General features: G+C 62.9%; 22 protein-coding genes and 1 tRNA gene. 13 read left to right on the top strand and 10 right to left on the bottom strand.

Annotated features, from left to right (window positions below; translation table 11 throughout):
* Window positions 1-93 precede the first annotated feature (93 nt).
* Window positions 94-861, bottom strand: a complete 768-nt coding sequence (locus KUW18_RS04905; RefSeq protein WP_206941952.1) for an exodeoxyribonuclease III — start codon at window positions 859-861, stop codon at window positions 94-96.
* A gap of 109 nt (window positions 862-970) precedes the next feature.
* On the opposite strand from KUW18_RS04905, the gene pyrE reads away from it, so the two are divergent.
* From pyrE to rep, 3 genes are all read left to right on the top strand, one after another.
* Window positions 971-1,669, top strand: coding sequence for an orotate phosphoribosyltransferase (gene pyrE, locus KUW18_RS04900; protein ID WP_206941950.1), 699 nt, complete (start codon window positions 971-973; stop codon window positions 1,667-1,669).
* Window positions 1,670-1,764: 95 nt separating this feature from the next.
* Window positions 1,765-2,301: a tRNA (uridine(34)/cytosine(34)/5-carboxymethylaminomethyluridine(34)-2'-O)-methyltransferase TrmL gene (trmL, locus tag KUW18_RS04895; RefSeq protein WP_222484152.1), complete on the top strand. Its 537-nt coding sequence runs from the start codon at window positions 1,765-1,767 to the stop codon at window positions 2,299-2,301.
* Window positions 2,298-4,364 carry a DNA helicase Rep gene (gene rep / locus KUW18_RS04890; protein ID WP_206941947.1) on the top strand — a complete coding sequence of 689 codons (2,067 nt, stop codon included), beginning with the start codon at window positions 2,298-2,300 and terminating at the stop codon, window positions 4,362-4,364. Before trmL ends, rep begins: the two co-directional genes overlap by 4 nt.
* A gap of 163 nt (window positions 4,365-4,527) precedes the next feature.
* On the opposite strand, the gene KUW18_RS04885 is transcribed toward rep, so the two are convergent.
* The gene (locus KUW18_RS04885; RefSeq protein WP_315900646.1) at window positions 4,528-5,436 is read right to left on the bottom strand and encodes a c-type cytochrome; all 909 of its coding nucleotides are present in this window, start codon (window positions 5,434-5,436) and stop codon (window positions 4,528-4,530) included.
* Window positions 5,437-5,679: 243 nt separating this feature from the next.
* Between KUW18_RS04885 and KUW18_RS04880 the strand changes: the two genes are divergently transcribed.
* Window positions 5,680-5,756: transfer RNA gene (locus tag KUW18_RS04880), tRNA-Arg, on the top strand.
* Between the two features lie 209 nt (window positions 5,757-5,965).
* Here the strand turns inward: KUW18_RS04880 and KUW18_RS04875 are convergent.
* Window positions 5,966-7,948, bottom strand: a complete 1,983-nt coding sequence (locus KUW18_RS04875) for a nitrate- and nitrite sensing domain-containing protein (RefSeq protein ID WP_222560925.1) — start codon at window positions 7,946-7,948, stop codon at window positions 5,966-5,968.
* Between the two features lie 435 nt (window positions 7,949-8,383).
* On the opposite strand from KUW18_RS04875, the gene KUW18_RS04870 reads away from it, so the two are divergent.
* From KUW18_RS04870 to KUW18_RS04850, 5 genes are all read left to right on the top strand, one after another.
* Complete coding sequence (locus KUW18_RS04870; protein WP_206941943.1) at window positions 8,384-9,361, top strand: DctP family TRAP transporter solute-binding subunit; 978 nt, start codon at window positions 8,384-8,386, stop codon at window positions 9,359-9,361.
* A gap of 5 nt (window positions 9,362-9,366) precedes the next feature.
* Window positions 9,367-9,855: a TRAP transporter small permease gene (locus KUW18_RS04865; protein WP_206941941.1), complete on the top strand. Its 489-nt coding sequence runs from the start codon at window positions 9,367-9,369 to the stop codon at window positions 9,853-9,855.
* On the top strand, window positions 9,852-11,135 hold the full coding sequence (locus tag KUW18_RS04860; RefSeq protein WP_222486873.1) for a TRAP transporter large permease: 1,284 nt from the start codon (window positions 9,852-9,854) through the stop codon (window positions 11,133-11,135). Before KUW18_RS04865 ends, KUW18_RS04860 begins: the two co-directional genes overlap by 4 nt.
* A gap of 5 nt (window positions 11,136-11,140) precedes the next feature.
* Window positions 11,141-11,884 (top strand): HpcH/HpaI aldolase/citrate lyase family protein, encoded by a 744-nt coding sequence (locus KUW18_RS04855; protein ID WP_222560924.1) that lies wholly within the window; start codon window positions 11,141-11,143, stop codon window positions 11,882-11,884.
* 64 nt (window positions 11,885-11,948) lie between these two features.
* Complete coding sequence (locus KUW18_RS04850; protein WP_315900645.1) at window positions 11,949-13,643, top strand: thiamine pyrophosphate-binding protein; 1,695 nt, start codon at window positions 11,949-11,951, stop codon at window positions 13,641-13,643.
* Window positions 13,644-13,679: 36 nt separating this feature from the next.
* Here KUW18_RS04850 and KUW18_RS04845 read toward each other — a convergent pair whose 3' ends face one another.
* Window positions 13,680-14,687 (bottom strand): LysR family transcriptional regulator, encoded by a 1,008-nt coding sequence (locus KUW18_RS04845; RefSeq protein ID WP_222484146.1) that lies wholly within the window; start codon window positions 14,685-14,687, stop codon window positions 13,680-13,682.
* Between the two features lie 388 nt (window positions 14,688-15,075).
* Here KUW18_RS04845 and dctP point away from each other — a divergent pair, with 388 nt between their 5' ends.
* The 4 genes from dctP to KUW18_RS04825 all read left to right on the top strand — a co-directional run bounded on the left by dctP (window position 15,076) and on the right by KUW18_RS04825 (window position 18,695).
* A complete protein-coding gene (dctP, locus tag KUW18_RS04840; protein WP_206941931.1) occupies window positions 15,076-16,089 on the top strand; it encodes a TRAP transporter substrate-binding protein DctP in 1,014 nt (337 codons plus the stop codon).
* A gap of 13 nt (window positions 16,090-16,102) precedes the next feature.
* Window positions 16,103-16,630 (top strand): TRAP transporter small permease, encoded by a 528-nt coding sequence (locus tag KUW18_RS04835; protein ID WP_206941929.1) that lies wholly within the window; start codon window positions 16,103-16,105, stop codon window positions 16,628-16,630.
* A gap of 3 nt (window positions 16,631-16,633) precedes the next feature.
* Window positions 16,634-17,938, top strand: coding sequence for a TRAP transporter large permease subunit (locus tag KUW18_RS04830; RefSeq protein ID WP_206942559.1), 1,305 nt, complete (start codon window positions 16,634-16,636; stop codon window positions 17,936-17,938).
* 94 nt (window positions 17,939-18,032) lie between these two features.
* On the top strand, window positions 18,033-18,695 hold the full coding sequence (locus KUW18_RS04825; RefSeq protein ID WP_206941927.1) for an RraA family protein: 663 nt from the start codon (window positions 18,033-18,035) through the stop codon (window positions 18,693-18,695).
* A 236-nt stretch (window positions 18,696-18,931) separates the two neighbouring features.
* Here KUW18_RS04825 and ahpF read toward each other — a convergent pair whose 3' ends face one another.
* From ahpF to flhB, 6 genes are all read right to left on the bottom strand, one after another.
* On the bottom strand, window positions 18,932-20,488 hold the full coding sequence (ahpF, locus tag KUW18_RS04820) for an alkyl hydroperoxide reductase subunit F (RefSeq protein WP_222560923.1): 1,557 nt from the start codon (window positions 20,486-20,488) through the stop codon (window positions 18,932-18,934).
* Window positions 20,489-20,752: 264 nt separating this feature from the next.
* A complete protein-coding gene (gene ahpC, locus KUW18_RS04815; RefSeq protein WP_206941923.1) occupies window positions 20,753-21,316 on the bottom strand; it encodes an alkyl hydroperoxide reductase subunit C in 564 nt (187 codons plus the stop codon).
* 181 nt (window positions 21,317-21,497) lie between these two features.
* Window positions 21,498-22,199: an RNA polymerase sigma factor FliA gene (locus KUW18_RS04810; protein WP_206941922.1), complete on the bottom strand. Its 702-nt coding sequence runs from the start codon at window positions 22,197-22,199 to the stop codon at window positions 21,498-21,500.
* 22 nt (window positions 22,200-22,221) lie between these two features.
* On the bottom strand, window positions 22,222-22,632 hold the full coding sequence (locus tag KUW18_RS04805) for a flagellar protein FlhE (RefSeq protein WP_206941920.1): 411 nt from the start codon (window positions 22,630-22,632) through the stop codon (window positions 22,222-22,224).
* Window positions 22,629-24,710 (bottom strand): flagellar biosynthesis protein FlhA, encoded by a 2,082-nt coding sequence (gene flhA / locus KUW18_RS04800; protein ID WP_222484132.1) that lies wholly within the window; start codon window positions 24,708-24,710, stop codon window positions 22,629-22,631. The genes KUW18_RS04805 and flhA overlap by 4 nt, the downstream gene beginning before the upstream one ends.
* A gap of 43 nt (window positions 24,711-24,753) precedes the next feature.
* Window positions 24,754-25,932: a flagellar biosynthesis protein FlhB gene (gene flhB / locus KUW18_RS04795; protein ID WP_206941916.1), complete on the bottom strand. Its 1,179-nt coding sequence runs from the start codon at window positions 25,930-25,932 to the stop codon at window positions 24,754-24,756.
* Between the last annotated feature and the right edge of the window lie 41 nt (window positions 25,933-25,973).

The raw sequence follows: 25,973 nt of genomic DNA, 5'->3' as shown, positions 1-25,973 counted from the left end.
ACCCAAACGATGACGCCGGCCCCCCATCTTCACAGGGGGCCGGCGTTTTCGTGCCAGGCCCCGGACCAGGGCCTGACGGCGACGTAGGGAGGCTTACAGCTGCAGATCGTACTCGACGATCAACGGTGCGAATTCAGAGAAGGTCGCATCGTAGTCGATCCAGGCATCGGTGATATGCCGGCGGAAGTTCGGCCCGACGATCTGGTAGTCCAGGCGCCAGCCCTCCTGGCGGGAGCGCGGCTGATCCTGATCCAGCGCCGGCCACCAGGTGTATTCATCACCATCGCGGTTGATCTCGCGGAAGGTATCGATGAAGCCGGTGGGGCCGAACACCTGGTCCATCCAGGCGCGCTCTTCGGCCTTAAAGCCTGGCGTCGTCTGGTTATCGGACCAGTTGGCCAGATCGATGGTCTTGTGGGCGATGTGCCAGGTGCCGCAGATGATGTACTCGCGACGTTTGCGAGCCATCTTGGACAGATACTCCTGGTACTGCGCCATGAATGCCTGCTTGGCGGCGGGGTCGCTGCCATCAGGCATCAGGAAACTGGCGATCGAGAAGCGATCGTAGTCGGCCTGCAAGAAGCGGCCTTCGTGGTCGCACTGGGGAAAGCCCAGGCCGTACATGATGGCCTTGGGGATTTTGCGGCAGTAAAGGCCGACCCCTGCAAAACCGTCCTGCTCGGCGTCGAGGAAGTAGCCCTCGTAGCCCTCAGGGTAAAGAATGCTGTCGTCCAGCTCGAAGCTTTTGGCCTTGATGTTCTGGACGCAGACAACGTCGGCGTCCTGGTTGGCAAGCCAGTCGAGAAAGCCTCGACCGACGGCCTCGCGGATGCCGTTCACATTGATAGTGGCGATTTTCATACGTGGTCCCTTTTGCGTCGCGCGTGTATGATACCCGACGTTTCGACGTTTGGGTAAATGGCCGTTCGAGAAAAACGTGATAAGGCCAGGCAATTGGACAGGAGGCCTCGTGGCTGACAAGGCACCACAACAGCCAGGCGCGGCGCGCCTTCACCCCTACCAGCGGGAATTCATTGAATTCGCCATCGGCGAGGGCGTACTCAGCTTTGGCGAGTTCACCCTGAAGTCCGGGCGGGTGAGCCCGTACTTCTTCAATGCCGGCCTGTTCAAGACCGGGCGTGCTCTGGCCAGTCTCGGCCGCTTCTATGCCAAGGCCATCGAGCACAGCGGTATCGACGCCGACGTCCTGTTTGGCCCCGCTTACAAAGGCATCTCCCTGGCTGCCACCACGGCAGTGGCATTGGCCGATCATCATGACCGCGACATGCCTTTTGCGTTCAATCGCAAGGAGGCCAAGGATCATGGTGAGGGCGGTAACATCGTGGGGGCCGCGCTGTCTGGCCGCATCATGATCATCGATGACGTGATCACCGCGGGTACCGCGATTCGCGAGGTGATGGGCCTGATCGACGGCGCCGGTGCTCAGGCGGCGGGCGTGGTGGTCGCGCTGGATCGTCAGGAGCGCGCCAGCGACGACACCGACAAGAGCGCTATCCAGCAGGTCAAGGCCGAGTTTGGCATCCCGGTGGTCAGCATCGTGGGGCTTGACCAGGTATTGGCTTACCTCGAAGAAACCGGGGGCGATACCCTCCAGGTTCACGCCGACGCCATTCGCGCCTATCGCGAACGCTATGGGGTCAGCGCCTGACGCTTGTTCGCATCCCTGCGCCGAGGCCTGTGTCCACCGAGGGCCTCGGTGATCTCCCTGCCTCACATCGTCCTCCGCCATCCTGGTGATGTCTCATGCTCGACGTGGTGCTGTATCAACCCGAGATTCCGCCGAATACCGGTAATCTGATTCGGCTGTGCGCCAATACCGGATTTCGTCTGCACCTTATTGAGCCGCTAGGTTTCACCCTAGACGATAAGCGGCTCAAGCGCGCGGGCCTGGACTACCATGAATGGGCCAGGGTCAGGGTGCACGCCGACTGGGATGCCTTCGTCGGTGAGGTGGCGCCAGAGCGCATCTTTGCCGTCTCCACCCGTGGACGTCGCGGCTACCACGAGCCCGACTATCGCGCTGGTGACGCCCTGGTATTCGGCCCCGAGACCCGCGGCCTGCCACAGGCCATGCTCGATGCGCTGCCCGCGTCTCAGCGCCTGCGCATCCCGATGCTCGAGGATAGTCGTAGTCTGAACCTGTCCAATGCCTGTGCGGTGCTGGTGTTTGAAGCCTGGCGACAGCTCGACTTTGCCGGTGCGCTGCAGCTGGACCCGGTAGCCGAAGCGCCGCAGGCGGTCAATGCAGGTGCCCATGGCGGCGCCCAGGAAGACGCATGAACGCTCCCGTGAAGACCATCCGTGAACGTATCCGGGGCCTCAACCCGCGTCAGCGTGAGGCCGTCCACTACATCGATGGGCCTTGTCTGGTCTTGGCCGGCGCCGGTTCCGGTAAAACCAGCGTGATCACCACCAAGATCGCTTACCTGATCCAGGAATGCGGCATGAGTGCCCGCCGTATTGCCGCGGTGACCTTTACCAACAAGGCAGCCCGGGAAATGAAGGAGCGGGTCAGCTCGATGCTGCAGGGTCGCGAGGGCCACGGCCTTACCGTCTCCACCTTTCATACCCTTGGCCTCAATATCATCCGCGGTGAGCTCAAGGCGCTGGGCTACAAGCCGGGCTTTTCGCTGTTCGACCCGGAAGATGCCAAGGCGCTGCTGCGCGACCTGATGAACAAGGATGCCCAGGTCGACGCCGACCAGATCAACCAGGTCCAGGCAGTGATCTCCAACTGGAAGAATGATCTGGTGCTGCCAGGGCAGGCGCTGTCCCATGCCGCCACGGAAGACGAACAGTATGCGGCGCGGGTCTATGAGGCCTATGTGCGTCACCTCAAGGCGTACAACGCGGTGGACTTCGATGACCTGATCCTGCTGCCGGTGGTGCTGCTGCGTGACGATCCTGAGGCGCTGGCGCGCTGGCGGCGCAAGATTCACTACATGCTGGTAGATGAATACCAGGACACCAACGTCAGCCAGTACATGCTGGTGCGCATGCTGATGTCCGAGCGCCAGACCTTTACCGTGGTTGGCGATGACGACCAGTCCATCTACGCCTGGCGCGGCGCCAGGCCGGAAAACCTGGTCACCCTGGGGGAGGATTTTCCGCGGCTCAACGTCATCAAGCTGGAGCAGAACTATCGCTCCACCGGCATCATCCTGCGCGCCGCCAACACGTTGATCGCCAACAACCCCCACGTCTACGACAAGACCCTGTGGTCGGACATGGGCCAGGGCGATCCCATTCGAGTGGTGGTAACCCGCCATGAAGAGGCGGAGACGGAGCGCGTGGCCAGCGAGATCCTGACCCGGCGAATCAAGGAGCGCGCCGAATGGCGGGACTTCGCGGTGCTTTACCGCGGCAATTTCCAGGCGCGCCTGCTGGAGTTGAAGCTGCAGCACTACCAGATTCCGTACAAGCTGTCCGGCGGCACCTCGTTTTTCTCCCGTGGCGAGATCAAAGACGCCATGGCCTACCTGCGGCTGCTGATCAATCCAGCAGACGACAATGCGTTCTTGCGAATCGTCAACGTGCCGCGCCGCGAGATCGGCCCGACGACACTTGAGAAGCTCGCCAACTACGCCACCGAGCGGGGCGTATCGCTGTTTGCCGCCTGCCATGAGCTGGGGCTTGCCGAACAGTTGCCGGCCCGCGCGGTGGAGCGCCTGACACGCTTTACCCACTTCATCGACGGCGTACGTCGACGGATGGACCAGGGCGACGCCATCGCGGCCATTCGCGAGATGATGCGCGAGATGGACTACGAGGCCTGGCTCTATCAGAACGCCAGCGCTCCCACCATTGCCGAGCGGCGCATGGCCAACGTGTGGATCCTGATCGACCAGTTGGAAAAGTCGATGCAGTCGGACCCTGAGGAAAACACCGCCAGCACCGATACCGAGACGGACGACGTGGAGTCAGCCATTTCGCGCCTGGTGCTGCGTGACATCCTCGAACAGCAGGCCGAAGAGGATGACTCGGACAGGGTGCAGCTGTTGACCATGCACGCGTCAAAAGGTCTCGAGTTTCCCCACGTCTACCTGATGGGGTTGGAGGAGGAGCTGCTGCCCCATCGAAACTCCATCGAAGCCGGCACGGTGGAAGAAGAGCGCCGCCTTGCGTATGTGGGCATCACCCGCGCCCGACGTACCCTGACCATGACCCTGGCCCGCCAGCGCAAGGCCTACGGTGAGCTGATGGACTGTGTGCCTAGTCGCTTCCTGGATGAACTGCCGCCGGATGACCTGGAGTGGGAAGGGCGCGCCGATCGGGAGGACCCGGATCGCAAGCAGGAGCGCGGCAAGAGCGCAATTGCGGGGCTTCGCTCGCTACTGGATTAACGTTATCCACACCCCTTTTTTGCAGCAGGTGGTGTGGATAAATGGTTGCGGTGAAATGATGGCGGTGAAGGGTAGCGCCAACGACGGCGGGGCGCCCTTGGGCGCCCCGCAGCATCTCGTGATGAGATAGCCAGTCATGAGCAGGCCAGTGATGAGTCAGCCCTTACTGGACCATGTAGTGAACCGCGGCCTTGATCTCATCGTCGGACAGGCTCGGATTGCCTCCCTTGGGCGGCATGGCATTGAAGCCGTTGATGGCGTGGTCGTACAGGGTCTCGAAGCCCTGGGCCAGACGCGGCTCCCAGGCGGCAGCATCACCGCGCACCGGGGCGCCAGCGATACCCGCCTCATGGCAGGCCATGCAGATACCACCATAGACCGCAGCGCCATCAATGGCGGCAACAGCGGGATCCATCTCCACCGCAGCGCCGTCAGCTGCCGCTTCGTCGTTTGCTGCCTGGTCTTCCGCTGCCTGGTCTTCCACTGCTTGGTCTTCCACTACAGGATCGCTGGCGGCGGTGTCAGCGGCAGCCGTGTCCTCAGCCGCCGTCTCGTCTGACGCGGTAGCGTCTGCCGAGGCATCTTCGGTGGCGTCGGCGTCGGCGTCGGCGTCGGCGTCGGCTGCCGGCACGTCCATCACCGGTTCCACCAGGTAGGCCACCGCTGCATGGACTTCCTCATCGGACAGGTTGGGGTTGCCGCCGCGGGCAGGCATGGCATTGAAGCCATTCAGCGCATGATCCAACAGCGTGTCGAAGCCTTTGGTGGTGCGCTCGGCCCAGGCGGCTTCGTCGCCGCGCTTGGGCGCGCCGGCGACGCCGGTATCATGGCAGGCCATGCAGATGCTGCCATAGACGGCTTCGCCGTCGGCGCCACCCGATGCACCGCCGCCGTCGCCCCCTGCTGACGCCATGGCCGCGCTGCCGCAGTCCTGGCCCTCGAGGCAGAGCGATCCCACCGGTGCCAGGCGCTCGGCCATGGCGTCCCGTGCGGCGTCGTCCTGCGCCATTGCCTGGCTTGTGGCCAGGCCCAGGGTGATCAGGCACCCCAAGATCAGCTTGCTGGATTTCACTCTCACCACCTCTAGTGACGGTCTACTGAATCACAGTTTTTGTATCGGTGGCGCCGAGCTCTTGATACCCCCTCGCCGGGCGTCACGCTGTGCCGGCAGTATAGCGACAACGCCGAAAGCGGGAAAATGCCCCACCCTGGCGCAAAGGCGCGCGATAGCCCGTAGCGTGCGCCATCGGGTGGACACTGAGTGGCGCCCGATGTAGGATATGGCTCGCCGTGTGGCAGCTGTCCACGGCATCGCGCGCCCTTAGCTCAGCTGGATAGAGCGTTGCCCTCCGGAGGCAAAGGTCAAAGGTTCGAATCCTTTAGGGCGCGCCATAGAATTCAAAGGCTTACGACACGTTCGTAAGCCTTTTTTCGTTTCGGGAGAAGGGGCGTTTCAGGCTTGCTGGCGGTCCTTCTGAGCTGTGCAGAGCAAGGCTTTCCCACGCGTCCCATCTGCTTGAAACAGCGGGTTTTCTGATCGAAAGAGCACGTTTTGCTCGATGTTTGACCCGGCCGAGAGTCAGCGCTTTCGATGATCCAGGTCATGTTTGTAGTGACGAAGACGACGCATCTGCCAGCGGGGAGGCGTTGTCCGTCCTCGGATGGCTGGCCGAGTCGTCTACCTTGAAGCGCCCCACCAGTGCGGCCATCTCACGGGCGCGTTGATCCAGCGCCTGGCCTGCCGCCGCCACCCTTACCACCAGGTTGGCGTTTTGCTGGGTCACGTCTTCCAGCTGTGCCAGTGCCTGGTTGACCTGCTCAATGCCCAGAGACTGCTCGCTAGCGGCGATAGAGATCTCGGAGACCAGCGTCGCCGTGCGTTGGGCATGCTCCGAAATGGTGTCCAGGGCCTCACTGGTAGACACCACCAGCTGCTCCCCCCGATCGACTCGCTGCGTGTTCGTGTTGATCAACTGGCGGATGAGGGTGGCCTCCTCCGCACAACGACTGGCCAGCTTCTGGACCTCCGAGGCCACCACGGAAAATCCTCGTCCTTGATCACCGGCACGTGCCGCTTCGACAGAGGCGTTAAGGGCAAGGATATTGGTCTGGAAGGCAATATCGTCTATCGCTTCCACGATCTTGGTGACTTCCTTGTTGGCGTCACGTATGTCTGCCATGGCCTCACGGGTCTGGGCGGCATTGTGGCTGACGTTGCTGGCTCTACTGGCCACCTCTTGGGTCATTGCCTGGGCCTGCTGAGCGGAGTCCGAGGTCTGTTTCACGGTCGCCGTGATCTGTTCCATGCTGGAAGCGGTCTCGACCAGTGAGGCGGCCTGCTGCTCCGTTCTGCTGGCCAGGTCCTGATTGTCCCGGGCAATCTCGCCACTCACCGCCTCGACGGCACTGGATCCGTGCTTCAGGTTGATCACCAGGCTCGCCATGTTGCTCAAGGCGCCGTTGAAGGCCCGATACAGTGTCGACAGTTCATCGGCGCCAGCCACCTCCAGGCGCTTGGTCAGATCATCTTTTTGCTTGCTGATCTCCGCCACCGCAGCCGACAGTGGCCGCACCACGCTGCGTGCCGTGATGAGCGAGAAGCTCAGGGTGATGATCACCACCGCCAGCATGACAAGCCCCTGGTAGATCAGTTGCTCGAGGGCTTGTTGCTGAAGGTGTTCGGTCGTCTCGTAGAGCGTCTGCTCGGTATTCATGGCAACGTCTTTCAGGCCATCGATGAAGGCTGTCTGGGCGTCGAACCAGGTGTGGGGATCGATACCGAAGCCACCATTGGTCGACTTGTCGAAGACCACCTCGCGCATGGTGGCGAGCTCTGTGCCCAGAGGACTGTCGAGCAACTCCTGCAGCGCGAGCTGGCTGTTCTGGGGCGACAGCTCAAGGAAGTTCTTCCTGTGGACGTCGGATTTCACGATCAGCGCGAGGAGCTTTCTGAACATGCTGGTCGACAGGGAGTCGGCGCTGAAGGCAGCGGCCAGCACTGCACGCTCGATCCCGGCAAGCTCCTTGATGTTCAGCAGGTCGTAGTAGGCGGTCAATTGCCGCGAGACGTCTCCCTGATCAATGCCGAAGGTCTCCTTGGCGACGATGTCGATCAGCGCCTCGTTGATCGCGCTGTAAGCATCCGTGACGTCCTCGGCACTTGCCGCGAGGCTGTCTGCACGCTGGCGCAGCTGGTCCGTCTTCTGGAGCAGGCCCAGTGCATGCTTGACCTGCGCCTCAACCCTGGCGTCGTGCTGAGAAAAGTCGATCGCAGCGACATGGTCGTTAAAGGCATCCGCTTCGACGCTGGTTGCCTGCCGCTGTCCAGGCAGCTCCGTGCGGTAGTTGACGCCATGGCTGCTGACAAACGCAGCGGTCATGCCCCGCTCACGCTGAAGCTGATGCACCAGGTTGCCCGCATATCTGCTGAGAGTGGCCATCTCCTGCAGATCCTCCATCTCGGCAACGACTGCCTTGCGGTCCATGACCGTCGTGATGGTGATCCATGTGATGGCCAACAAGGGGATAGACAGCACGAGGAGGAATTTACCTCCCATGCTCAGGCGATTGAGAAGTGATGTCATGGGTACGGGCTCGCGATGAAAGAGTGCTATCGCCTGTCGTAGGGAGGAAGAGGCGAGTGCTCACTTCCCCCATGACGGCTGCGAGTAGCGGTGATGCGAGGGTTATCGACCTGTGATGAAGCAAGGTTGAGGAGCTTGTGCCATTGCCGCTGGGCGGCATGATCTGAGTCACCGGAACGGGCTTTTTACACCGAAGAGGTAGTGCGTTTTCTTCACTGGTAGCGTTAGCCGTCGCCGTGTCGCAGCGCGTTGTCCTGGCCGTGGAGCAGCGGGTGGCCGACATGCGGTGACGGTCTTGAATAAGCCATGCTTATTCAAAGAATAAAATCTCGAAAATTGTCTTATACATCCCCCTGTCCGACTCTCTAGTGATGCCGGTAGGCCTGCGTCCTGCTGGTCCCGTTCCCACAATCACAACATCACTCGGGCAGACTCATGAACTCAAGAACACTTGGTGTGTTGGCGCTTGGCGCCTTTGCCGGACTGTCTTCTTCCGCTCACGCTCTCGATATCAAGCTGGGCCACGTGCTGGCACCCACCCATAGCTGGCATATCGCCGCGGAAGGCTTCGCCGACGACGTGCGCGAGGCGACCGAAGGGCGCGTCAACTTCCAGGTCTTTCCCAGTGGCCAGCTCGGCAACGAGAAGACCATGGTGGAAGGCATGCAGATTGGCAGCGTTCCGGCGGGAGTCATCGGGTGCGGCTCCTTCCAGCCGCTTGATGCACGCTTTGGCATCGTCGAGCTGCCCTATTCCTGGGCGGACCGCGAAGACGCCTATGCCGCCTACGACGGTGACCTGGGTAGCGCGCTGGAAGAGATCGCCGCGGGTTACAACATGAAGATTCTGTCCTGGTGGGAAAACGGTTTCCGCCACGTCACCAACAACCGCGCTCCGGTGGAAACGCCCGAGGACCTGGCCGGCCTCAAGATTCGGGTGACGCCGGACAAGATGCGCCTGGACACCTTCACCGCCCTTGGCGCGAGCCCCGCTCCCCTGTCCTTTGGTGAGCTCTACTCGGCACTCCAGCAAGGCGTGTTCGACGCTCAGGAGAATCCGCTGTCCATCATCCACTCCTCGTCGTTCTTCGAGGTGCAGGACTATGTCTCGTTGACCGGACATGTCTGGGCGCCCGCCTGCCTGACCGTTGCCAATACGGTATGGCAGCGACTGTCCGAGGAGGATCAGACGGTCGTCCAGACGCTGGCGAACCAGTGGCGGGATGAGCAGCGTCGCATGACCCAGGAAGATGACTCGCGCCTGGTGGCCGAACTCGAAGCAGAAGGCATGAGCGTCAACCAGGTCGATACCGCGCCCTTCAATGCGGCGGTACAGGGTGTCTGGTCAGACTACGAAGACGTGTTTGGCAGCGAGCTGATGGGTCTGGTCAAGCGCTATCGTGAAGGTCAGTGAGCCCCATGGGACTCGCGACCCTCGCTCGTTTCGTCTCGCGCCTGAGCCTGGCGCTTGCCGGTATCGGTGCCGCCATGCTGGCGGCACTGGTGGCCTACTCGGTGTTCATGCGCTGGGTGGTAGGGGCACCGCCACACTGGGCAGAAGAGCTGCCCCAGCTGGTACTGGTCTGGACGGCTCTGCTGGCCGGAATCGCCTGTACCCACAAGCGCAGCCATCTGAATGCCGGTCTGCTGCCGCTGTTGGTCACTGCCCCTTCACTACGCCGCGTGATCACGCGCATGACCGACCTTTTGCTGTTGGTCATGCTGCTGATACTGGCCAAGGCCGGGTGGGACCTGGCCTGGTTGACCATGTCCCAGACCACCACCGCGCTGCAGCTGCCGGCCGGGCTGGTCTACCTGTCGGTCCCGGTCTGCTGTGGGGCGATGGCGTTGATGCAGTGTGGCCACGTGCTGGCCCCAGCGCCGGTGACTGAGGAGCGTGCATCATGACCCTGGGAGCCCTGACCCTGGTGGGCGTTTTCGCCCTGGCCATCCTGATCGACATTCCGATTGCCTTCGGCCTGATCCTGGCGGTGCTGTCGTACCTGCTGATGTTCGGTGCCGCGCCAATGATGGTATCGGCCCAGCAGTTCGTGGCCGGCATGGAAAGCTTCACCCTGCTCGCCATTCCGCTGTTCGTGCTGGCCGCCCAGCTGATGAACCATGCAGGTCTGACCCAGCGCCTGGTGCGCCTGTGCATGGCTCTGGTGGGCGATATCAAGGGCGGACTGGCGGTAGTGGCGGTGCTGGCGTGCATGATGTTCGGTGCGCTGTCTGGCTCCGGCGTGGCTGACGTCATTGCCATCGGCAGCATGCTGCTGCCGGCGATGCAGCGCAGCGGCTATCACCGTGGCTTCAGCAGTGCCCTGGTCGGTACTGCCAGCTCCATCGGTACGGTCATACCGCCCAGCATCGTCATGATTGTCTACGGTACGACCTCCAACACCTCCGTCGGCAAACTGTTCATGGGCGGCGTGATCCCCGGAATGCTGCTGACCCTGGCCCTGGTAGGCGTGGCCATCTACGTCTCTCGGCGCAACGGCTGGAGTGGCGGCACCCGGCCCGAGCCAGGCGAGCGTCGCCGGGCATTCATTGCCGCCTTGCCGGCCCTGCTGGTACCTGTGCTGATTATCGGAGGCATTCGGTTTGGCGTCTTCACGCCTACCGAGGCGGCTGCCTCGGCCATTGTCTACGCGCTGATCGTCGGCACCCTGATCTACCGCAGCCTGAGTCTCAAGGACATCGTCGACAGTGTCATCGCCACCGCCGAGACCTCCGGGGCGATCCTGATCATCATCGGGGCGGCCGGCATGTTTGCCTGGGGTTTGACCTACGAGCAGGTGCCCCAGGCCATCGCCGCGCTGATTGGTGACATCACCGACAGCCGCTACGGCGTATTGCTGCTGCTGACCGCCGTGTTGCTGGTGCTCGGCTCCTTCATGGAGAGCATCGCGATCATCATCATTGTCACCCCTATCGTGATGCCGCTGCTCGGTCAGTATGGCATTGACCCGGTCCACTTCGGGGTGCTGCTGACGGTGAATCTGGCGATTGGTGCGAATACTCCGCCACTGGGTGTCGATCTGATGGCAGCCTGCCGTATTGCCGGTATCAGCGTCATGGAGTCGCTGCGCTATCTGGGACTGATGCTGGGGGCCATGGTGGCGGTGTTGCTGCTGATCACCTTTGTGCCGGACATCGTCCTGTTCCTGCCCAACTTGATGGAGTGACCGTCATGAGTGCCACGACGTCGATCAGCGCTCCTCTCAGCGCCTGCCGTAGCTGGCTGTTCGTGCCAGGACATGACCCGCAGCGTTTGGAAGAGGCGCTGGCAAGTGGCGCCGAGGCGATCATTGTCGACCTGGAGGAGTTCACCCCCGCGCCGCAGCGCTCCCGTGCCTGCATCGACTTTGCGTCCTTTGCCGAGCGTTGCCGTCAGCGGGGGCGCCTGCCCATGGCGCGCATCAACCCGCTGGCGCAAGGCGGTGATGGCGAACTGGCGGTGCTGATGCGTGGGCTGCCGGCCGCCATCTTTCTGCCCCAGGTCGAGTCGTCCATGGACGTCGTGCTGCTGGCGATGGCCATGGCACGGGAAGAGCGCCGCGGCCGCCTGGAGCAGGGGGCGACGGCGCTGATTCCGACATTGGAGAGCCGCGTTGGCGTGCAAGCCGCCCAGCACATCCTCAAGGCCAGCCCAAGAGTCACGGCGGCGCTGCTGGGTACCGGCGATCTGTCTCGGGATCTGGGGGTGGCCGCCGACGCCGACGTGAGTCACCGCGTCCAGGTGCTGGCTCCCTGGCGCGAGCGCTTCTTCGCCGCCTGTGCCGAGGCCCAGTGCCTGGCCATCGATGGCCCATGGCCCTATCCGCAGGGCATCGACGACGATCTGGCCTGGGCCAGGTCCCGTGGCATTCGCGCGCGCTGTGTCGTGCTGCCAGACCAGGTGGCCACCGTTCATCGCGTCCTCGGTGACGCCTGAATTGCCTTTTCATACCAACAACGATATCGAGAACTCTGACATGAGCCAGCCAGCGACAACTGCCGTGACTTCTGCCTCTCAACCACGCCGCAACGGTGGTCAGATCCTGATGGATCAACTGCGGTTACACGGCGCGCGCCGAGTCTTTCTGGTGCCTGGTGAAAGCTATCTACCGTGCATCGATGCCTTGAACGAGCACCGTGGTGCCATCGACCCCATCGTCTGTCGACAGGAAAGCGGCGCGGCCTATATGGCCGAGGCCTACGGCAAGCTGACCAACGAGCCCGGCATCTGCTTCGTCACACGAGGACCCGGAGCCACCAACGCGTCCATCGGCGTGCATACCGCTTACCAGGACTCCACGCCGATGATTCTGTTTGTCGGCCAGGTGGGGAATGATTTCGTGGAGCGCGAGGCCTTCCAGGAGATCGACTACCGTCGCATGTTTGGCCCCATGGCCAAGTGGGTGGCGCAGATTGATGCCACCGATCGCATCCCCGAGTACATCGCCCGAGCCTACCGCGTGGCCACCAGCGGTCGACCGGGGCCGGTGGTGCTGGCGCTGCCCGAAGACACCCTGTGGGGCGAAGCGGAGGTTGCTGACGCCCGGCCCATGGCAGCCTTGCATAGCTATCCCTCACGCGATCAGTTGGCTGAACTGAAGGCACGCCTGGCCGAGGCCGAGCGTCCCTTCCTGTTGATTGGCGGCAGCGGCTGGACGAGCGAGGCCCAGGCGCAAATGGTCGCCTTTGCCGAGCGCTTCGACTTGCCGGTGGGTGTCGCCTGGCGCCGGCTGGAATGCTATGACCAGCACGATGAACGGTTCGCCGGACATGTTGGCTTTGCCATGGATGACGCCCTGCGCGAGCGCCTGAAACACAGTGACCTGCTGATCGCTGTCGGCACTCGCATGGGGGAGGCGACCAGCGAAGGCTACTCCTGGATTCAGTCGCCGAGTCCCCGCCAGACGCTGGTGCATGTCTATCCGGACCCGGAGGAGCTGGGCCGGGTCTATCATGCTGACCTTGCGATCAACGCTGACGTGGTCGGATTTGCCAGCGGCCTGGACGCGCTGGCCCCTGATGCGCCGCCACGTTGGGCCGAGCAGACCCGTGCCGCCCGTGCCGATTATCTGGCCACCCTTGAGCCGCAGCCCGCGCCGGGACCGCTGAGCCTCGACCGTGTCGCTTGCAGCGTGGACCGTCGGCTGCAGGGACAGGGCTGCGTCACGGTGGGGGCAGGCAACTACGCGCTTTATGCCCACCGCTACGTGCGCTTTTCCGGCCTCGGCAGCTCACTGGCGCCGACCGTAGGGTCAATGGGCTACGGGCTGCCGGCCGCGATCTCATACAAGCTTGAATACCCTGATCGTCCTGCCGTGTGCTTCGCCGGGGACGGCTGCTTCCAGATGAATCTGCAGGAGCTGGGGGTCGCACTGCAGTATGGCGTGGGTATCGTGGTGCTGGTGTTCAACAACGGCATGTGGGGCACCATTCGCGCCCATCAGGAAAATGACTTTCCGGGGCGCGAGATTGCGCTGACCTTTACCAACCCGGCGTTTACCACCCTGGTGGAGTCCTACGGTGGCCTGGGCGAAGTCGTTGAGCGTGACGCGGACTTCGACGGCGCCTTTGAGCGTGCTTTGGCCTACGCCGAGCGTGAGCGGCGCCCAGCCTTGATCGAGCTGCGCTACGAAACTGACGGCATCGCCCCCGGCAAACGGCTAAGCGCGATTCGCGAGGCGGCCCTGAGCCGGTGATAGCCCCGCTTATCGCCCCGCTTATCGCGCAGATGGCTAGCCTGGCTCGTCGGGGCTGAGCGAGGCGGCGAGCGGAGCCAAAGCGGCATCGGCCATGTCGATACCGGTCGTCAGCCGAGCTTCCATCGGCACCTTGGCCATGCAGGTCTGAAAGAACTCGATGAAGGTCGTCTCGGCAACACTGGCGCGACCTTCACGATGCCACATCACGTGCAGGTCGATGTCGGCCACGCCGGCGTAGGGCGGCAATGGCCACAGGTCGCCGTCCGCGACCTCTCGGGCGACCAGGTGTTCCGGCAGACAGCCGATGCCCCATCCCGCCATGACCATGCGTTCGATCTCCTGCAGGCGACTGGACTGGCCTACCACCGGGCCCTTGAGACCGTGCTGGGCGCGAAACACGGCCAGCGGCGACAGCACTCCGTCGAGCTGTTCGCTACCGAAGGATACGTAGGCCTCACGCTGGAGTTCGTCCATCGGCAGGTTGTCCCTGCCGAACAGCCGATGGCTGCGGCCACAGAACAGGCGATAGCGCTGACGGGCCAGAATCTGGCTGTCGAGATTATCCGGGCAGCCCTGGGCCAGACAAATGCCCAGGGCGCTCTGGCGCTGGGACAGCACATGCTGCACCTCCTGACTGGACATGTCCTCGATCTCGAAGGTGATCTGCGGATAGCGACGATGGAAGGCGGCCAGCACGCTGTCGAGAAAGCGACATTGAATGCCGGTGATAAACGCCAGTGAGACGTGGCCGGCGACCTCGGGATCCGCCTCTCCCACCGATGCCGCCAGGCGCGCTACGTTGGCGTAGATATCCACCGCCTCGCGATACACCAGCTGGCCCGCCTGGGTCACCCGAAAGCGATGGCTGTCGCGCTCGATCAGCTTTTGCCCGAGCCGCTCCTCCAGGCGTTTCAGCGACAGGCTGACCGCCGGCTGCGACAGATACAGGCGCACGGCGGCCTTGCTGACGCTTTCTTCCTGCACGATGACGATGAAGGTACGTAGCAGATTCCAGTCCAGAGTATCGTGAATCGGCCGCATCGCTGGCTCCTTTCGCTATGGTGGGCGTTGTTGTTGATATTGGGCTTGTCATCGCTGCTGGCATCGCTGTTGTTGCTGTTGTGAGCGATGCCGAGGGCACGGACACCAGGCGTGGCATGACGCCCTGGCGCATCGGTTGCACCTTTTTGGTGATTTTTCCGCTGTGGCTCAGCTTAAAATGCGCCGTTACTTCTAGCGAGTTTATGTGTGTATTTTTTTGCATAAATCACATAAATTCTAAGTATTAAAAATCGAAAAACTCCGTGGCCTGATAGTCGTTGACCCTGGCGTCGTGCCCTGACTAGATTGAAAAGGTATCCAGGAACCTTTTGCCAGGCACCTCCCGCCTCGGCCACGGATGATAACAACCATAATCGCGAGGAAACCCATGAATCGCTCCCTGTCCCGACTCTCCCGCTCTCTGCTGACCGTGTCAGCGCTGTCGCTTTCAAGCCTGACCCTGTCCGCCGTTTCGACGCCTGCCGAGGCGACCGACCTGCGTATGCTGTCGAGCTATGATCTGACGTCGGCCTACACCCGTGAAGTCGCCCAGCGCTACATCGACAAGGTCCAGAGCGCCAGCGATGGCGACGTCAACATTGCCCTCAATGGACCCGATGTGGTGCCGCCCTTCGAACAGCTGCAGCCGGTCTCGGCAGGGGTGTTCGACCTGCTCTACACCCATGGCGCCTACCACACGAACACCACTGGCGTCGGTGCCGCCATGGACGGTGTCTTCGTCGACCCTGCCAAGACTCGTGAATCCGGGCTGTGGGACTTTATCGACAGCGAATACAACGCGTTGGGCCTGAAGCTGCTGGCCATTCCCCCGCTGGGCTCCAGTGGCTTCCAGTACATCCTCAAGGATCCCATCGATGGCACGCCGGGCCTGGAAGGGCGACGCCTGCGCGGCAGCCCCACCTACACCAACGTGACCCAGGGCCTGGGGGGCACCCCGGTACTGATGTCCAGTGGTGACGTCTATTCCTCCCTGGACCGTAACGTCATCGACGGTGCTGCCTGGGGTCTCAACGGCGTCGAGGACCTGGGCTGGCATGAAGTGGCGGGGTATTTCTCCAAGCCGACCTTCGGCCAGACCTACACCTACCTGCTGATGAACCTCGATACCTTCAACGGACTCGACGACGCTGAGCAAAGCGTGCTGCTGGCCCAGGGCGAAGCGCTCGAGGCTGAGATCGCCGGAATCCTCGACCAGCTGGCCGTGGAAGAGTGGGAGCGCCTGAAGGAGCTGGGCATGCAGGAGACCGAGTTTGCGCCGGAAGACGCCGAGCGGCTCGACGCCCTGGTGACCGAAGGCATTTGGCAGCTCGGACTCGACAAGTCCCCCGAAGCGGTCGCCAAGATGCGTGAGATCGCTGAAAGCAACGACATGACCCCCTAAGCGGATGGCACCCATGCTGGCTACCCTTGCCCGTTGGCACGATGGCCTCACGCGATTCGGCTTTTACCTCGGCGGTGCCACCTTGTGTGGCATCGTCGTGTGCTTCTGGATCGAAGTGGTGGCCCGCTACTTTTTCAATGCTCCGACCCTGTGGTCGAGTTCCATCGTCGCCTACTGCCTGTGTCTTTCCGCCAGCCTGGCCATGCCTGAGCTAGCTCGCACTCGCGGTCATATCGCGATCAGCGTCGTTCAGGACAGCCTGCCGGCGGCGCGCCAGCAGGGCTTCGAGCGCGTGACGGCGCTGCTGACCGCTGCGGTCTGTGGACTGGCGGCGTGGATGCTGATCAGCGAAAGCGCCCGCCAGCTGGCGAGTGGCACCACCACGGCCATGGGGCTCGACATCCCCAAGGTCTGGGTATCGAGCTTTATCGGCTACGGCTTCACCAACACGGCGCTGCATTTTCTGCGACGCGCGGTGTTTCCCGCCACCGTCGAGTGGCCCAGCGACACCCACGGCGACAGCCCACAGCAGGAGAGCTAGGTGATGGAGTGGTATGTGACCCTGGGCGTGGCCATCGCCCTGCTGATGGGATTGTTTGCCTTGGGCGTGCCGGTCTTCGTGGCGTTTCTGGCGATCAATGTGGCCGGCACGTTCTGGCTGATGGGCAGCGCCGGCTTCGGCATGTTCGCCAACAGTGTGTACGACACCGTCACTTCGGAGACGCTGACGACCATCGCACTGTTTGTGTTGATGGGGGAGCTGCTGTTTCGTTCAGGCTCCATAGACGTCATCTTTGACTCGCTGGACACCCTGATGGGGCGCATTAAGGGACGTCTCTATTTCTTTGTCGTGGCACTGTCCACCTTGTTTGGTGCCCTGTCGGGGTCGGCCCTGGCGGTGACGGCCATGCTCAGCCGTTCAGCGCTGCCGACGATGCAGCAGCGCGGCTATGACGACCGCCTGTCGATCGGCCTGATTCTAGGAGGGGCCGGCCTTGCACCGATCATTCCGCCGAGCCTGCTGGTCATCATCATTGGCTCCATGGTCGATGTTTCCATCGCGCGTCTGCTGATCGCTGGCATCATCCCGGGGATGCTGCTGGCCGGGCTGTTCGTCACCTATGTGGTCGTGCGCATGCTGCTGGACCCGTCGCGGGCCCCCGCGGTGGATGACTCAGGTGGCGGTAACTGGCGACAGCGAGGGCGTGCCCTGGCCAACATGGCGCCGTTCTCGATCATCATCTTCTCGGTGCTGGGGCTGATGATGCTGGGGGTGGCGACACCTTCTGAGTCCGCTGCCACGGGGGTGCTCGGTGCCATTGTGGTGGCCATCTACTACCGCAAGTTCAGTCTCAAGATGGCGGGCCAGGCGTTGCTGTCGTCGTTGTCCATCAGCGCCATGATCATCACGATCCTGGCCTGCTCCAAGCTGTTCAGTCAGCTGTTGTCCTTTACCGGGGCAACCTCGGGACTTGTCGCCGCGGCGACCGCCATGGACCTGAATGCCGGACTGATGCTGCTGCTGTTGATGCTGATCCCGTTGATCGCCTGCATGTTCATCGACCAGATCGCCTTCATGATGGTGGTGATTCCCATCTATGCACCGCTGGTCAAGGCCTATGGCTTCGATCCGGTATGGTTCTGGACGCTGTTCTTGATCAATCTGGCGGTGGGCAGCCTGACACCTCCCTTTGGCTACAACCTGTTTGCGGTCAAGGGCGGGGCGCCATCGGTGTCGATGCCGACCATCTATGCTGCTGCCTGGCCCATCGTGCTGTGCTTCCTGCTGGGCATGTTGCTGCTCTATTGGGTGCCGGCGTTGATCACCTGGTTGCCCAGCTTGATCTGATTCTGGCGTTACCTACTGAACCGGCCTCAGCGATCCTCAATCATCATTGCAAGCCGTTATCGTGCTAGTTACGTAATGGCATTACGGGAGTTACATGTACACCATTGCTGATCTTCCTGCCCCATTGGAGGCAGCCCGTCACGAGCGCCTGCTGATGTGCGAGACCGCCACCATCGGCCATTTCCGCGAGAGCGGCTTTATCGATCCCGAGATACGCTGTCAGCTCGATGAGGTGCGTGTTGCCGGCGTGGCCGTCACCCTGTCACTGCCACCAGGGGATGGCACCCTGCTCAACCATGCGATGCGTCTGCTGCGCCCGGGAGACGTCCTGGTGATTGACCGTCAGGGCGACCGACATCACGCCTGCTGGGGTGGCGTACTGACCGAGGTTGGCTCTCGTCTGGGACTGGCCGGGGTGATCATCGATGGCACCGCCACGGACCTTGCGACCATAAGGGCCAAGCGCTTTCCGGTGTGGAGTCGCGGTGTCTCGTCGTTGACCACCAAGCTTGCCAACCAGGGCGGCGCGATGAATCTGCCGGTCAGCGTCGGCGGTGTAGTGGTGTCAGCGGGAGATGTGGTACTGGCCGACGAGAATGGCGTGGTGGTCATCCCCCCCTCGGAGGTCGATGCAGTGATCGATCACACCCTGGAGTTACAGCGGCAGGAAGAGATCATCCTGGAACGTCTGGCCGCGGGCGAGTGCCTGCCAGATATCAGCGGTGCTTCTGCCCTGGTGAATGCCGCCACGGTGTGATGGGCGGCTATTGCTCTGGAGCGCATAAAAAAGCCGCCCCGGAGGGCGGCAGGCTAGTCACGACCTTCCAGGTCGTGGACATCGCAGGGGCAAGGGGGCCTTGCGATGTCGTCAGGGAACGTCGTTACGTCTCGATGCCGGCGATTTCCTTACTCGAACACTGCATAGATGCCTGCGTGGTCGAGTCGCTGCACGGCGGGCGCCAGGCACCGCTGGGCTCATGTATTCAGTGCTTGCTACTGCCGGATCAGGTAGTCAAAGGCACCGAGAGCAGCGGTGGCGCCTTCACCGACGGCAATGACGATCTGCTTGTACGGCACGGTAGTGACGTCGCCAGCAGCAAAGATGCCCGGCACTGAGGTCATGGCGTGGGCGTCGGTCACGATCTCGCCGCGCTCAGACAGTTCGATCGGAGAATCCTTCAGCCACTCGGTGTTGGGTACCAGGCCGATCTGCACGAAGACACCTTCCAGCTCGACCGTCTTGAGTTCGCCGCTGGAGCGCTCTTCGTAGCTGAGGCCGGTGACGCGATTGCCGTCGCCGTTGATCTCGGTGGTGCGAGCCCCGGAAATGATCTCGACATTGGGCAGGCTGCGCAGTTTCTTCTGCAGCACGGCATCGGCACGCAGCTCGTCCATGAACTCGAACAAGGTCACGTGGGAGACGATGCCCGCGAGGTCGATGGCAGCCTCGACGCCGGAGTTGCCACCGCCGATGACCGCAACCCGCTTGCCCTTGTACAGGGGGCCATCGCAATGGGGGCAATAGGCGACGCCGCGATTGCGGTACTCGGACTCGCCGGGCACGTTCATTTCGCGCCAGCGGGCACCGGTGGCCAGGATCAGGGTCTTGGAGCGCAGGCTGGCACCTGAGGCGAAGCGGACCTCATGCTCGCCGCCCGGGGTGCTGGCCGGTACCAGTTCCACAGCCCGCTGCAGATTCATGATATCCACATCGTACTGCTTGACGTGTTCTTCCAGCGCCGTGGCGAGCTTGGGACCCTCGGTCTCCTGCACCGAGATGAAGTTCTCGATGGCCATGGTGTCGAGTACCTGACCGCCAAAGCGGTCTGCCGCCACACCAGTGCGAATGCCCTTGCGCGCCGCGTAGATCGAGGCGGCGGCTCCGGCGGGGCCACCACCGATGGTCAGCACATCGAAGGCCTGCTTGGCGGACAGCTTCTCGGCTTCGCGCTGTTCCGCGCCGGTGTCGACCTTGGCCAGAATCTGTTCGAGTGTCATGCGGCCCTGGTCGAAGGGCTGCCCGTTCAGATAGACACTGGGCACCGACATGATCTCGCGAGATGCCACTTCGTCCTGGAACAGCGCGCCGTCGATGGCATCGTGGGAGATGCGCGGATTCAGGATAGCCATCAGGTTCAGCGCCTGGACCACGTCCGGGCAGTTCTGGCACGACAGCGAGAAGTAGGTCTCGAAGTGCATGTCCGCATCGAGGGACGTGATCTGTTCGATCACTTCTTCGCTGGCCTTGGGCGGATGGCCACCCACCTGCAGCAGTGCCAGCACCAGCGACGTGAATTCGTGGCCCATCGGGATACCGGCAAACACCACCCCGGTAGGGGCTCCGTCGCGATGCAGGGCAAAGGAGGGCGCGCGCTGGTCCTGGCCGTCGGTGGACAGGCTGATATGGTCACTGAGTGCGGCAATATCGCTCAGCAGACCGTGGAGTTCCTTGGACTTGTCGCCGTCATCCAGAGTGGCGACAAGCTCGAAGGGGCGAGTGACGCGTTCGAGATAGGCTTTCAGCTGTTGCTTGAGAGAGTCGTCCAACATGACAGCGGCAATCCTGGTATCTATGGGAAAGTAAAACTCTGCGGCGGACTCGGCTTCACTCGGTCACGCGCTCGAGCGCAAGCTGCGTGGGCGTTGAGCAGACCGCAGAATCCCCACCGAACCCCTCCAAACCCGCAGGGACCCGATCTCGCTTGCGCGACTGGTAGGATGATCGGGACGAGGAGCCCGGTGGGGAAAAGGGAGATCATCCCAGCGGGATGACAGGCGCCTCGCAGGAGGCGCCGTACTGCATATCGGCGAGGTTTAGATCTTGCCGACCAGGTCCAGAGACGGAGCGAGAGTCTCTTCGCCTTCCTTCCACTTCGCCGGGCACACTTCGTTCGGGTGAGCGGCGACGTACTGAGCAGCCTTGACCTTGCGCAGCAGCTCTTCGGCATTACGGCCGATGTTGCCAGCGTTGATCTCGACGATCTGGATCTTGCCTTCCGGATCGATGACGAAGGTGCCACGCTCGGCCAGACCGTCTTCTTCGATCAGTACTTCAAAGTTGCGCGAAATGGTCAGAGTCGGGTCGGCAATCATCGGGAACTGCAGCTTGCCGATAGTCTCGGAGCTGTCATGCCACGCCTTGTGGGTGAAGTGGGTGTCGGTGGAAACGCTGTAGATTTCCACGCCCAGCTTCTTGAACTCTTCGTAGTTGTCCGCCAGATCACCAAGCTCGGTCGGGCAGACGAAGGTGAAGTCGGCCGGATAGAAGAAGACGACGCTCCACTGGCCCTTCAGGTTGTCGCTGGTGACGTCGACAAACTCGCCATTGTGGTAAGCGGTGGCCTTGAACGGCTTGACTTCGGTGTTGATCAGGGACATTCCCGTCTCCTTTGAGCGATGGGTGTGTTGTCTGAAGACAGGGCATACCTTACGCAGATTCGGACGATAGGATAAATTGAATGGCCTGATGATCCTGATAAGAGCTGGCTATGTTTGAGCGCGGGTGAAAGCGTGACACTCTTGCCCACAGGGTGGCCTCAGAGGGCCTTGCACCAGCGCCTCAGTAGTCGGCGAGATAGCCCCGCAGACGGCTGACGGCCTGGCTGTGGAGCTGACACACCCGCGATTCGCTGACCCCCAGCACGGCGCCGATCTCCTTCAGGTTGAGCTCTTCCTGATAGTAGAGCCCCATCAACAGCTGCTCGCGCTCTGGCAGGGCGGCAATCGCTTCGACCAGGGCCTCGCGGCGCTCTCCGTCCAACAGGTCTGCCAGCGGCGCAGCAGCAATCTGGTCGCTGAAACGGTGCTCGTTGCCTTCGGCCAGCAGTTCTTCGAAGGGCATCAGCTGGCCGTTGTTGACGTCGCCGAGCAAGCGCCGATAGCTGACCAGATCCATATCAAGGGCGGCCGCTATTTCATGCTCTTCGGGGGCGCGGCCCAGGCGTTGCTGCAGCTCCCGGGTGGCTTGATCCAGGGCCCTCGCCTGGCGCCGAACACTGCGCGGCAGCCAGTCGCGACTGCGCAGTTCGTCCAGCATGGCCCCGCGTACGCGCTGGCTGGCAAAGGTCGAGAACTGGGCGCCCTGGCTGGCGTCAAAGCGCCCCAGGGCTTCCAGCAGACCGACGATGCCAGCCTGAATCAGGTCGTCCAGGTCCACCCCGGCGGGGAGTTTGACCTGCAGCGCCAGAGCCTGTCGGCGCACCATGGGAAGGTAGGCCTCAAGCTGGGATTGGTGCTCCATTCTGCCTTGAGCGGTGTACATGGCATTGTCCTCGGCGACAGCGTCAACGGTGATTGACGATCACGGTCATGCCCTCGACCGTCTGCGGTGGCGCACCCTCCGCCAGACGAAAACGAAAGACGAAGGGGCCGGCGGCGGCGAGCCCGGCAAAGGCCTCGGTGCTGCCACGCGCGGCGTTCAGGCGTACGCAGCGATGGCCATGGCACAGGCGTGCCAACAGGCCTGCGCCAGGGGCCTGGCGATAGCGCCAGACCACTCGCTCGACGACACCATCGGCGTGTCCGGCGGGCGGTGCCAGCGCCGCTGAATCACGCTCCAGTTGGCTGGAGGCGACGGACAGGCGCGGAGCGCTGGCGGTCCAGGCGCCCGGAAAGGCCACGGCGGTGGCACTTGCCAGCACGACCGCGATGGCCACAGCGGCAGCGCTAACGGTGCGACGCAGGAAGCGGTTCACATGCCCCCCACTTGATGAGTGACGCGCAGTAGCCTGTCGTCTGGAATTTCGGCCTGGGACATCACCACCAGGTGACGCAGGCGCCGACGCAGGAAGCGCGCCAGCACTGGACGCATGTTCGGCGATACCACCAGGACCGGCGGCTCGCCGGTCGCTTCGTGACGAGCCAGGGCGGCCTCGGTCTGGTCCATCAGGGTCTGGGCCAGCCCCGGTTCGAGCGCACCGTTGCCGTTCATCGCCTGATTCAGTACCTGCTCCAGCTGAGGTTCGAGGCCGATGACGTTGAGGGACGCCTGGCCGGCAAACCACTGCTCGGTGATGGCCCGGCCCAGGGCAATCCTCACCAGCGCCGTCAGCTCGGTGGGGTCCTGTTGATGGGGAGCGTGTTCTGCCAGGGTGTCGAGAATCGTGCGCAGGTCGCGGATCGACACATCCTCGTCCAGCAGCTGCTGTAATACCCGGGTGAACGCGGTCAGCGATAGCGCCTTGGGAACCACCTCTTCCACCAGTGACTTCTGTTCACTGCCCAGCTTGTCGAGCAGTTTCTGTACTTCCTGGCGACCCAGCATCTCGGACGCATGACGATGCAGCAGGTGATTGAGGTGGGTGGCCACTACGGTGCTAGCGTCGACCACGGTGTAGCCATAGACCTGAGCGCGCTCACGCTGGCTGGCATCGATCCAGATGGCAGGCAGGCCAAAGGCGGGGTCCTGGGTCGGTGTGCCTTCCAGCTCGCCGGACACCTGTCCAGGGTCGATGGCCAGCCAGCGGCCTGGCCAGGCTTCGGCGCGGCCGATCTCTGCCCCCTTAAGGGTGACGCGATAGGTCGAGGCGTCGAGCTCCAGGTTGTCGCGAATATGTACCACCGGCGGCAGAAAGCCGACTTCCTGGGCAAACTTCTTGCGCACACTCTTGATCCGCCCCAGCAGCTCACCCTGCTGGCGGGCATCGACCAGGGGAATCAAGCGATGTCCCACCTCAAGACCCAGGGTGTCGACCAGCTGCACATCATCCCAGCTGGCCTCCGGGGCTTCGGTGGGAGGTGCCGGCGTTGCGCTTTCCTGCTCTTCCACCAGGCGCTTCTCGGACTGCCGCGATAGCCACCAGGCAAGTCCTGCCAGCAGACCCGTGAACAGCAGGAAGACCAGGTTGGGCATGCCCGGCACAAGACCGAGCAGGCCCATCACCCCAGCGGCCAGCAGCAGCACCTTGGGATTGACGAACAGCTGGCTGATCATCTGCTGGCCCACATCCTGGTCGGTGTTGACCCGGGAGACCGTGACGCCGGCGGCGGTGGAGATGACCAAGGCCGGGATCTGAGCCACCAGACCGTCGCCAATGGTCAGTAGGATGTAAGTGCGAGCGGCGTCGGAAAAGGCCATGTCGTACTGCATCAGGCCGATCATCAGGCCGCCAAGGACGTTGACCACCATGATCACCAGGCCCGCCATGGCGTCGCCGCGTACGAACTTGCTGGCACCATCCATGGAACCGTAGAAGTCGGCTTCCTGGGCCACTTCGGCACGCCGACGCTTGGCGTCTTCCTCGCCGATCAAGCCGGCGTTGAGGTCGGCGTCGATGGCCATCTGCTTGCCGGGCATGGCATCCAGCATGAAGCGAGCGCCCACTTCGGCGATGCGCCCCGCGCCCTTGGTGATGACCATGAAATTGATGATCACCAGGATCAGGAAGACCACCAGCCCCACGGCGAAATTGCCGCCGACCAGGAACTGGCCGAAGGCCTCGATTACCTTGCCCGCGGCGTCGCCACCTTCATGGCCGTTCATCAGCACGACCCGGGTCGAGGCGACGTTGAGTGACAGCCTGAGCAGGGTGGTGAACAGCAGCACCGCCGGGAAGGCAGCGAAGTCCAGCGGCTTCTCGGTGAACATGCTGACCAGCAGCACCATCACCGCCAGGGCGATGTTGAAGGTGAAGAACAGATCCAGCGCGAAGGGCGGCAGCGGCAGGATCATCATCGACAGGATCATGATGATCAGCAGCGGCCCGGCCAGCACCTTCATTGGCACCTCGGCCATCCAGTCGCGGCGCGTCAGATACTGGGAAAACGACTTCATCCGCCTGCTCCGTCAAGCCTGGATCGGGTGCTGGTGTCAGCGGTCATGGCTGTCTCTCATCGGTAGTCACGTCCTGTTCGGGCGCATCGGCGGCCACGGCCAGCTCGTCGGGAACGGCGATGGCCGTGGGGGCAGGGGGCGGGGCCTCGCCCTCGCTGGCGGCTCGCTTGAGGCCGAAGGCCCAGGCCAGCACCTCAGCCACGGCGGTATACAGCGCCATGGGAATCTCGCGATCGAGATCCACGTGGCGGTAGAGCGTTCTTGCCAGTGGCGGCGCCTCCAGCAGCGGCACCCCAGCCTCCTGGGCCAGGTCGCGGATGCGGGCGGCCACCGCGTCGGCTCCCTTGGCCACCACCCGCGGCGCCCCCATGTTGCCCTCGCGGTAACTCAAGGCCACGGCGAAGTGGGTGGGGTTGGTCACGACCACATCGGCCTCGGGCACCTTGCTCATCATGCGCCCGCGGGCCATGGCCTGCTGCTGCTGACGAATGCGGCCCTTGACCTGGGGGTCGCCCTCGGATTCCTTGTGTTCCTGCTTGATCTCTTCCTTGCTCATGCGCAGCTTCTTGGCGTGGCTCCAGAGCTGATACGGCACGTCGATCAGGATCACCACCACCAGGGTCAGCACCATCAAGGCGCTGGCTTCGGCCGCCATGCGCATCGCTGCGGCCAGGGCGGCGGCGATCGGCATCTCCATCAGGCCCAGCGCATCGCCCTTATGCAGATAGACGTAGCCCAGGCCGACGCCGCCGACCAGTACCGACTTGGCAATGGCCTTGGCCAGCTCTGCCAGGGCGTGGGTCGAGAACATCCGCTTGAGCCCCTTGGCGGGGTTGAGCTTGGACAGCTGCGGCTTGAGCGACTTGGCCGACACCAGCCAGCCTCCCAGCAGCGCCGGCGCCACCAGCGCGATCAGTGTCAGCAGCAGGAACAGGGGAATCAGGCTGATCAGGGTGCGGCTACCCAGGTCGAGGGCCTGGGACAGCATCGGCATGGTTTCCATGGCCTCGCGCCGCTCGAACAGGAAGGCCTGCTCCATGACCGAACCTAGCTGACCGTAAAGCATGGCACCCATCGACCACAGCCCGACCACACCGCCCAGCAGCAGCATAAAGGTGGCCAGCTCGCGGGAACGGGCTACCTGGCCCTCCTCCCTGGCCTTCTCCAGGCGTCGGGGGGTGGCCTCTTCGGTCTTTTCCTGATCGCTCGCGCTATCGGCCATGGGCAGTCAATGGGCACAGATTCTGGTATGACCCATTGTCG

The organism is Halomonas sp. DP5Y7-2 (genome assembly GCF_019802025.1).
GTDB lineage: Bacteria > Pseudomonadota > Gammaproteobacteria > Pseudomonadales > Halomonadaceae > Halomonas > Halomonas litopenaei_A.
This window is presented reverse-complemented; position numbering and strand designations above follow the sequence as displayed.

Coding starts and splice junctions, on each gene's coding strand:
- KUW18_RS04905 (WP_206941952.1), bottom strand. CDS start 861: ATGAAAATCGCCACTATCAATGTGAACGGCATCCGCGAGGCCGTCGGT.
- trmL (WP_222484152.1), top strand. CDS start 1,765: ATGCTCGACGTGGTGCTGTATCAACCCGAGATTCCGCCGAATACCGGT.
- rep (WP_206941947.1), top strand. CDS start 2,298: ATGAACGCTCCCGTGAAGACCATCCGTGAACGTATCCGGGGCCTCAAC.
- KUW18_RS04875 (WP_222560925.1), bottom strand. CDS start 7,948: ATGACATCACTTCTCAATCGCCTGAGCATGGGAGGTAAATTCCTCCTC.
- KUW18_RS04870 (WP_206941943.1), top strand. CDS start 8,384: ATGAACTCAAGAACACTTGGTGTGTTGGCGCTTGGCGCCTTTGCCGGA.
- KUW18_RS04865 (WP_206941941.1), top strand. CDS start 9,367: ATGGGACTCGCGACCCTCGCTCGTTTCGTCTCGCGCCTGAGCCTGGCG.
- KUW18_RS04860 (WP_222486873.1), top strand. CDS start 9,852: ATGACCCTGGGAGCCCTGACCCTGGTGGGCGTTTTCGCCCTGGCCATC.
- KUW18_RS04855 (WP_222560924.1), top strand. CDS start 11,141: ATGAGTGCCACGACGTCGATCAGCGCTCCTCTCAGCGCCTGCCGTAGC.
- KUW18_RS04845 (WP_222484146.1), bottom strand. CDS start 14,687: ATGCGGCCGATTCACGATACTCTGGACTGGAATCTGCTACGTACCTTC.
- dctP (WP_206941931.1), top strand. CDS start 15,076: ATGAATCGCTCCCTGTCCCGACTCTCCCGCTCTCTGCTGACCGTGTCA.
- KUW18_RS04835 (WP_206941929.1), top strand. CDS start 16,103: ATGCTGGCTACCCTTGCCCGTTGGCACGATGGCCTCACGCGATTCGGC.
- KUW18_RS04830 (WP_206942559.1), top strand. CDS start 16,634: ATGGAGTGGTATGTGACCCTGGGCGTGGCCATCGCCCTGCTGATGGGA.
- KUW18_RS04825 (WP_206941927.1), top strand. CDS start 18,033: ATGTACACCATTGCTGATCTTCCTGCCCCATTGGAGGCAGCCCGTCAC.
- ahpF (WP_222560923.1), bottom strand. CDS start 20,488: ATGTTGGACGACTCTCTCAAGCAACAGCTGAAAGCCTATCTCGAACGC.
- ahpC (WP_206941923.1), bottom strand. CDS start 21,316: ATGTCCCTGATCAACACCGAAGTCAAGCCGTTCAAGGCCACCGCTTAC.
- KUW18_RS04810 (WP_206941922.1), bottom strand. CDS start 22,199: ATGTACACCGCTCAAGGCAGAATGGAGCACCAATCCCAGCTTGAGGCC.
- flhA (WP_222484132.1), bottom strand. CDS start 24,710: ATGAAGTCGTTTTCCCAGTATCTGACGCGCCGCGACTGGATGGCCGAG.
- flhB (WP_206941916.1), bottom strand. CDS start 25,932: ATGGCCGATAGCGCGAGCGATCAGGAAAAGACCGAAGAGGCCACCCCC.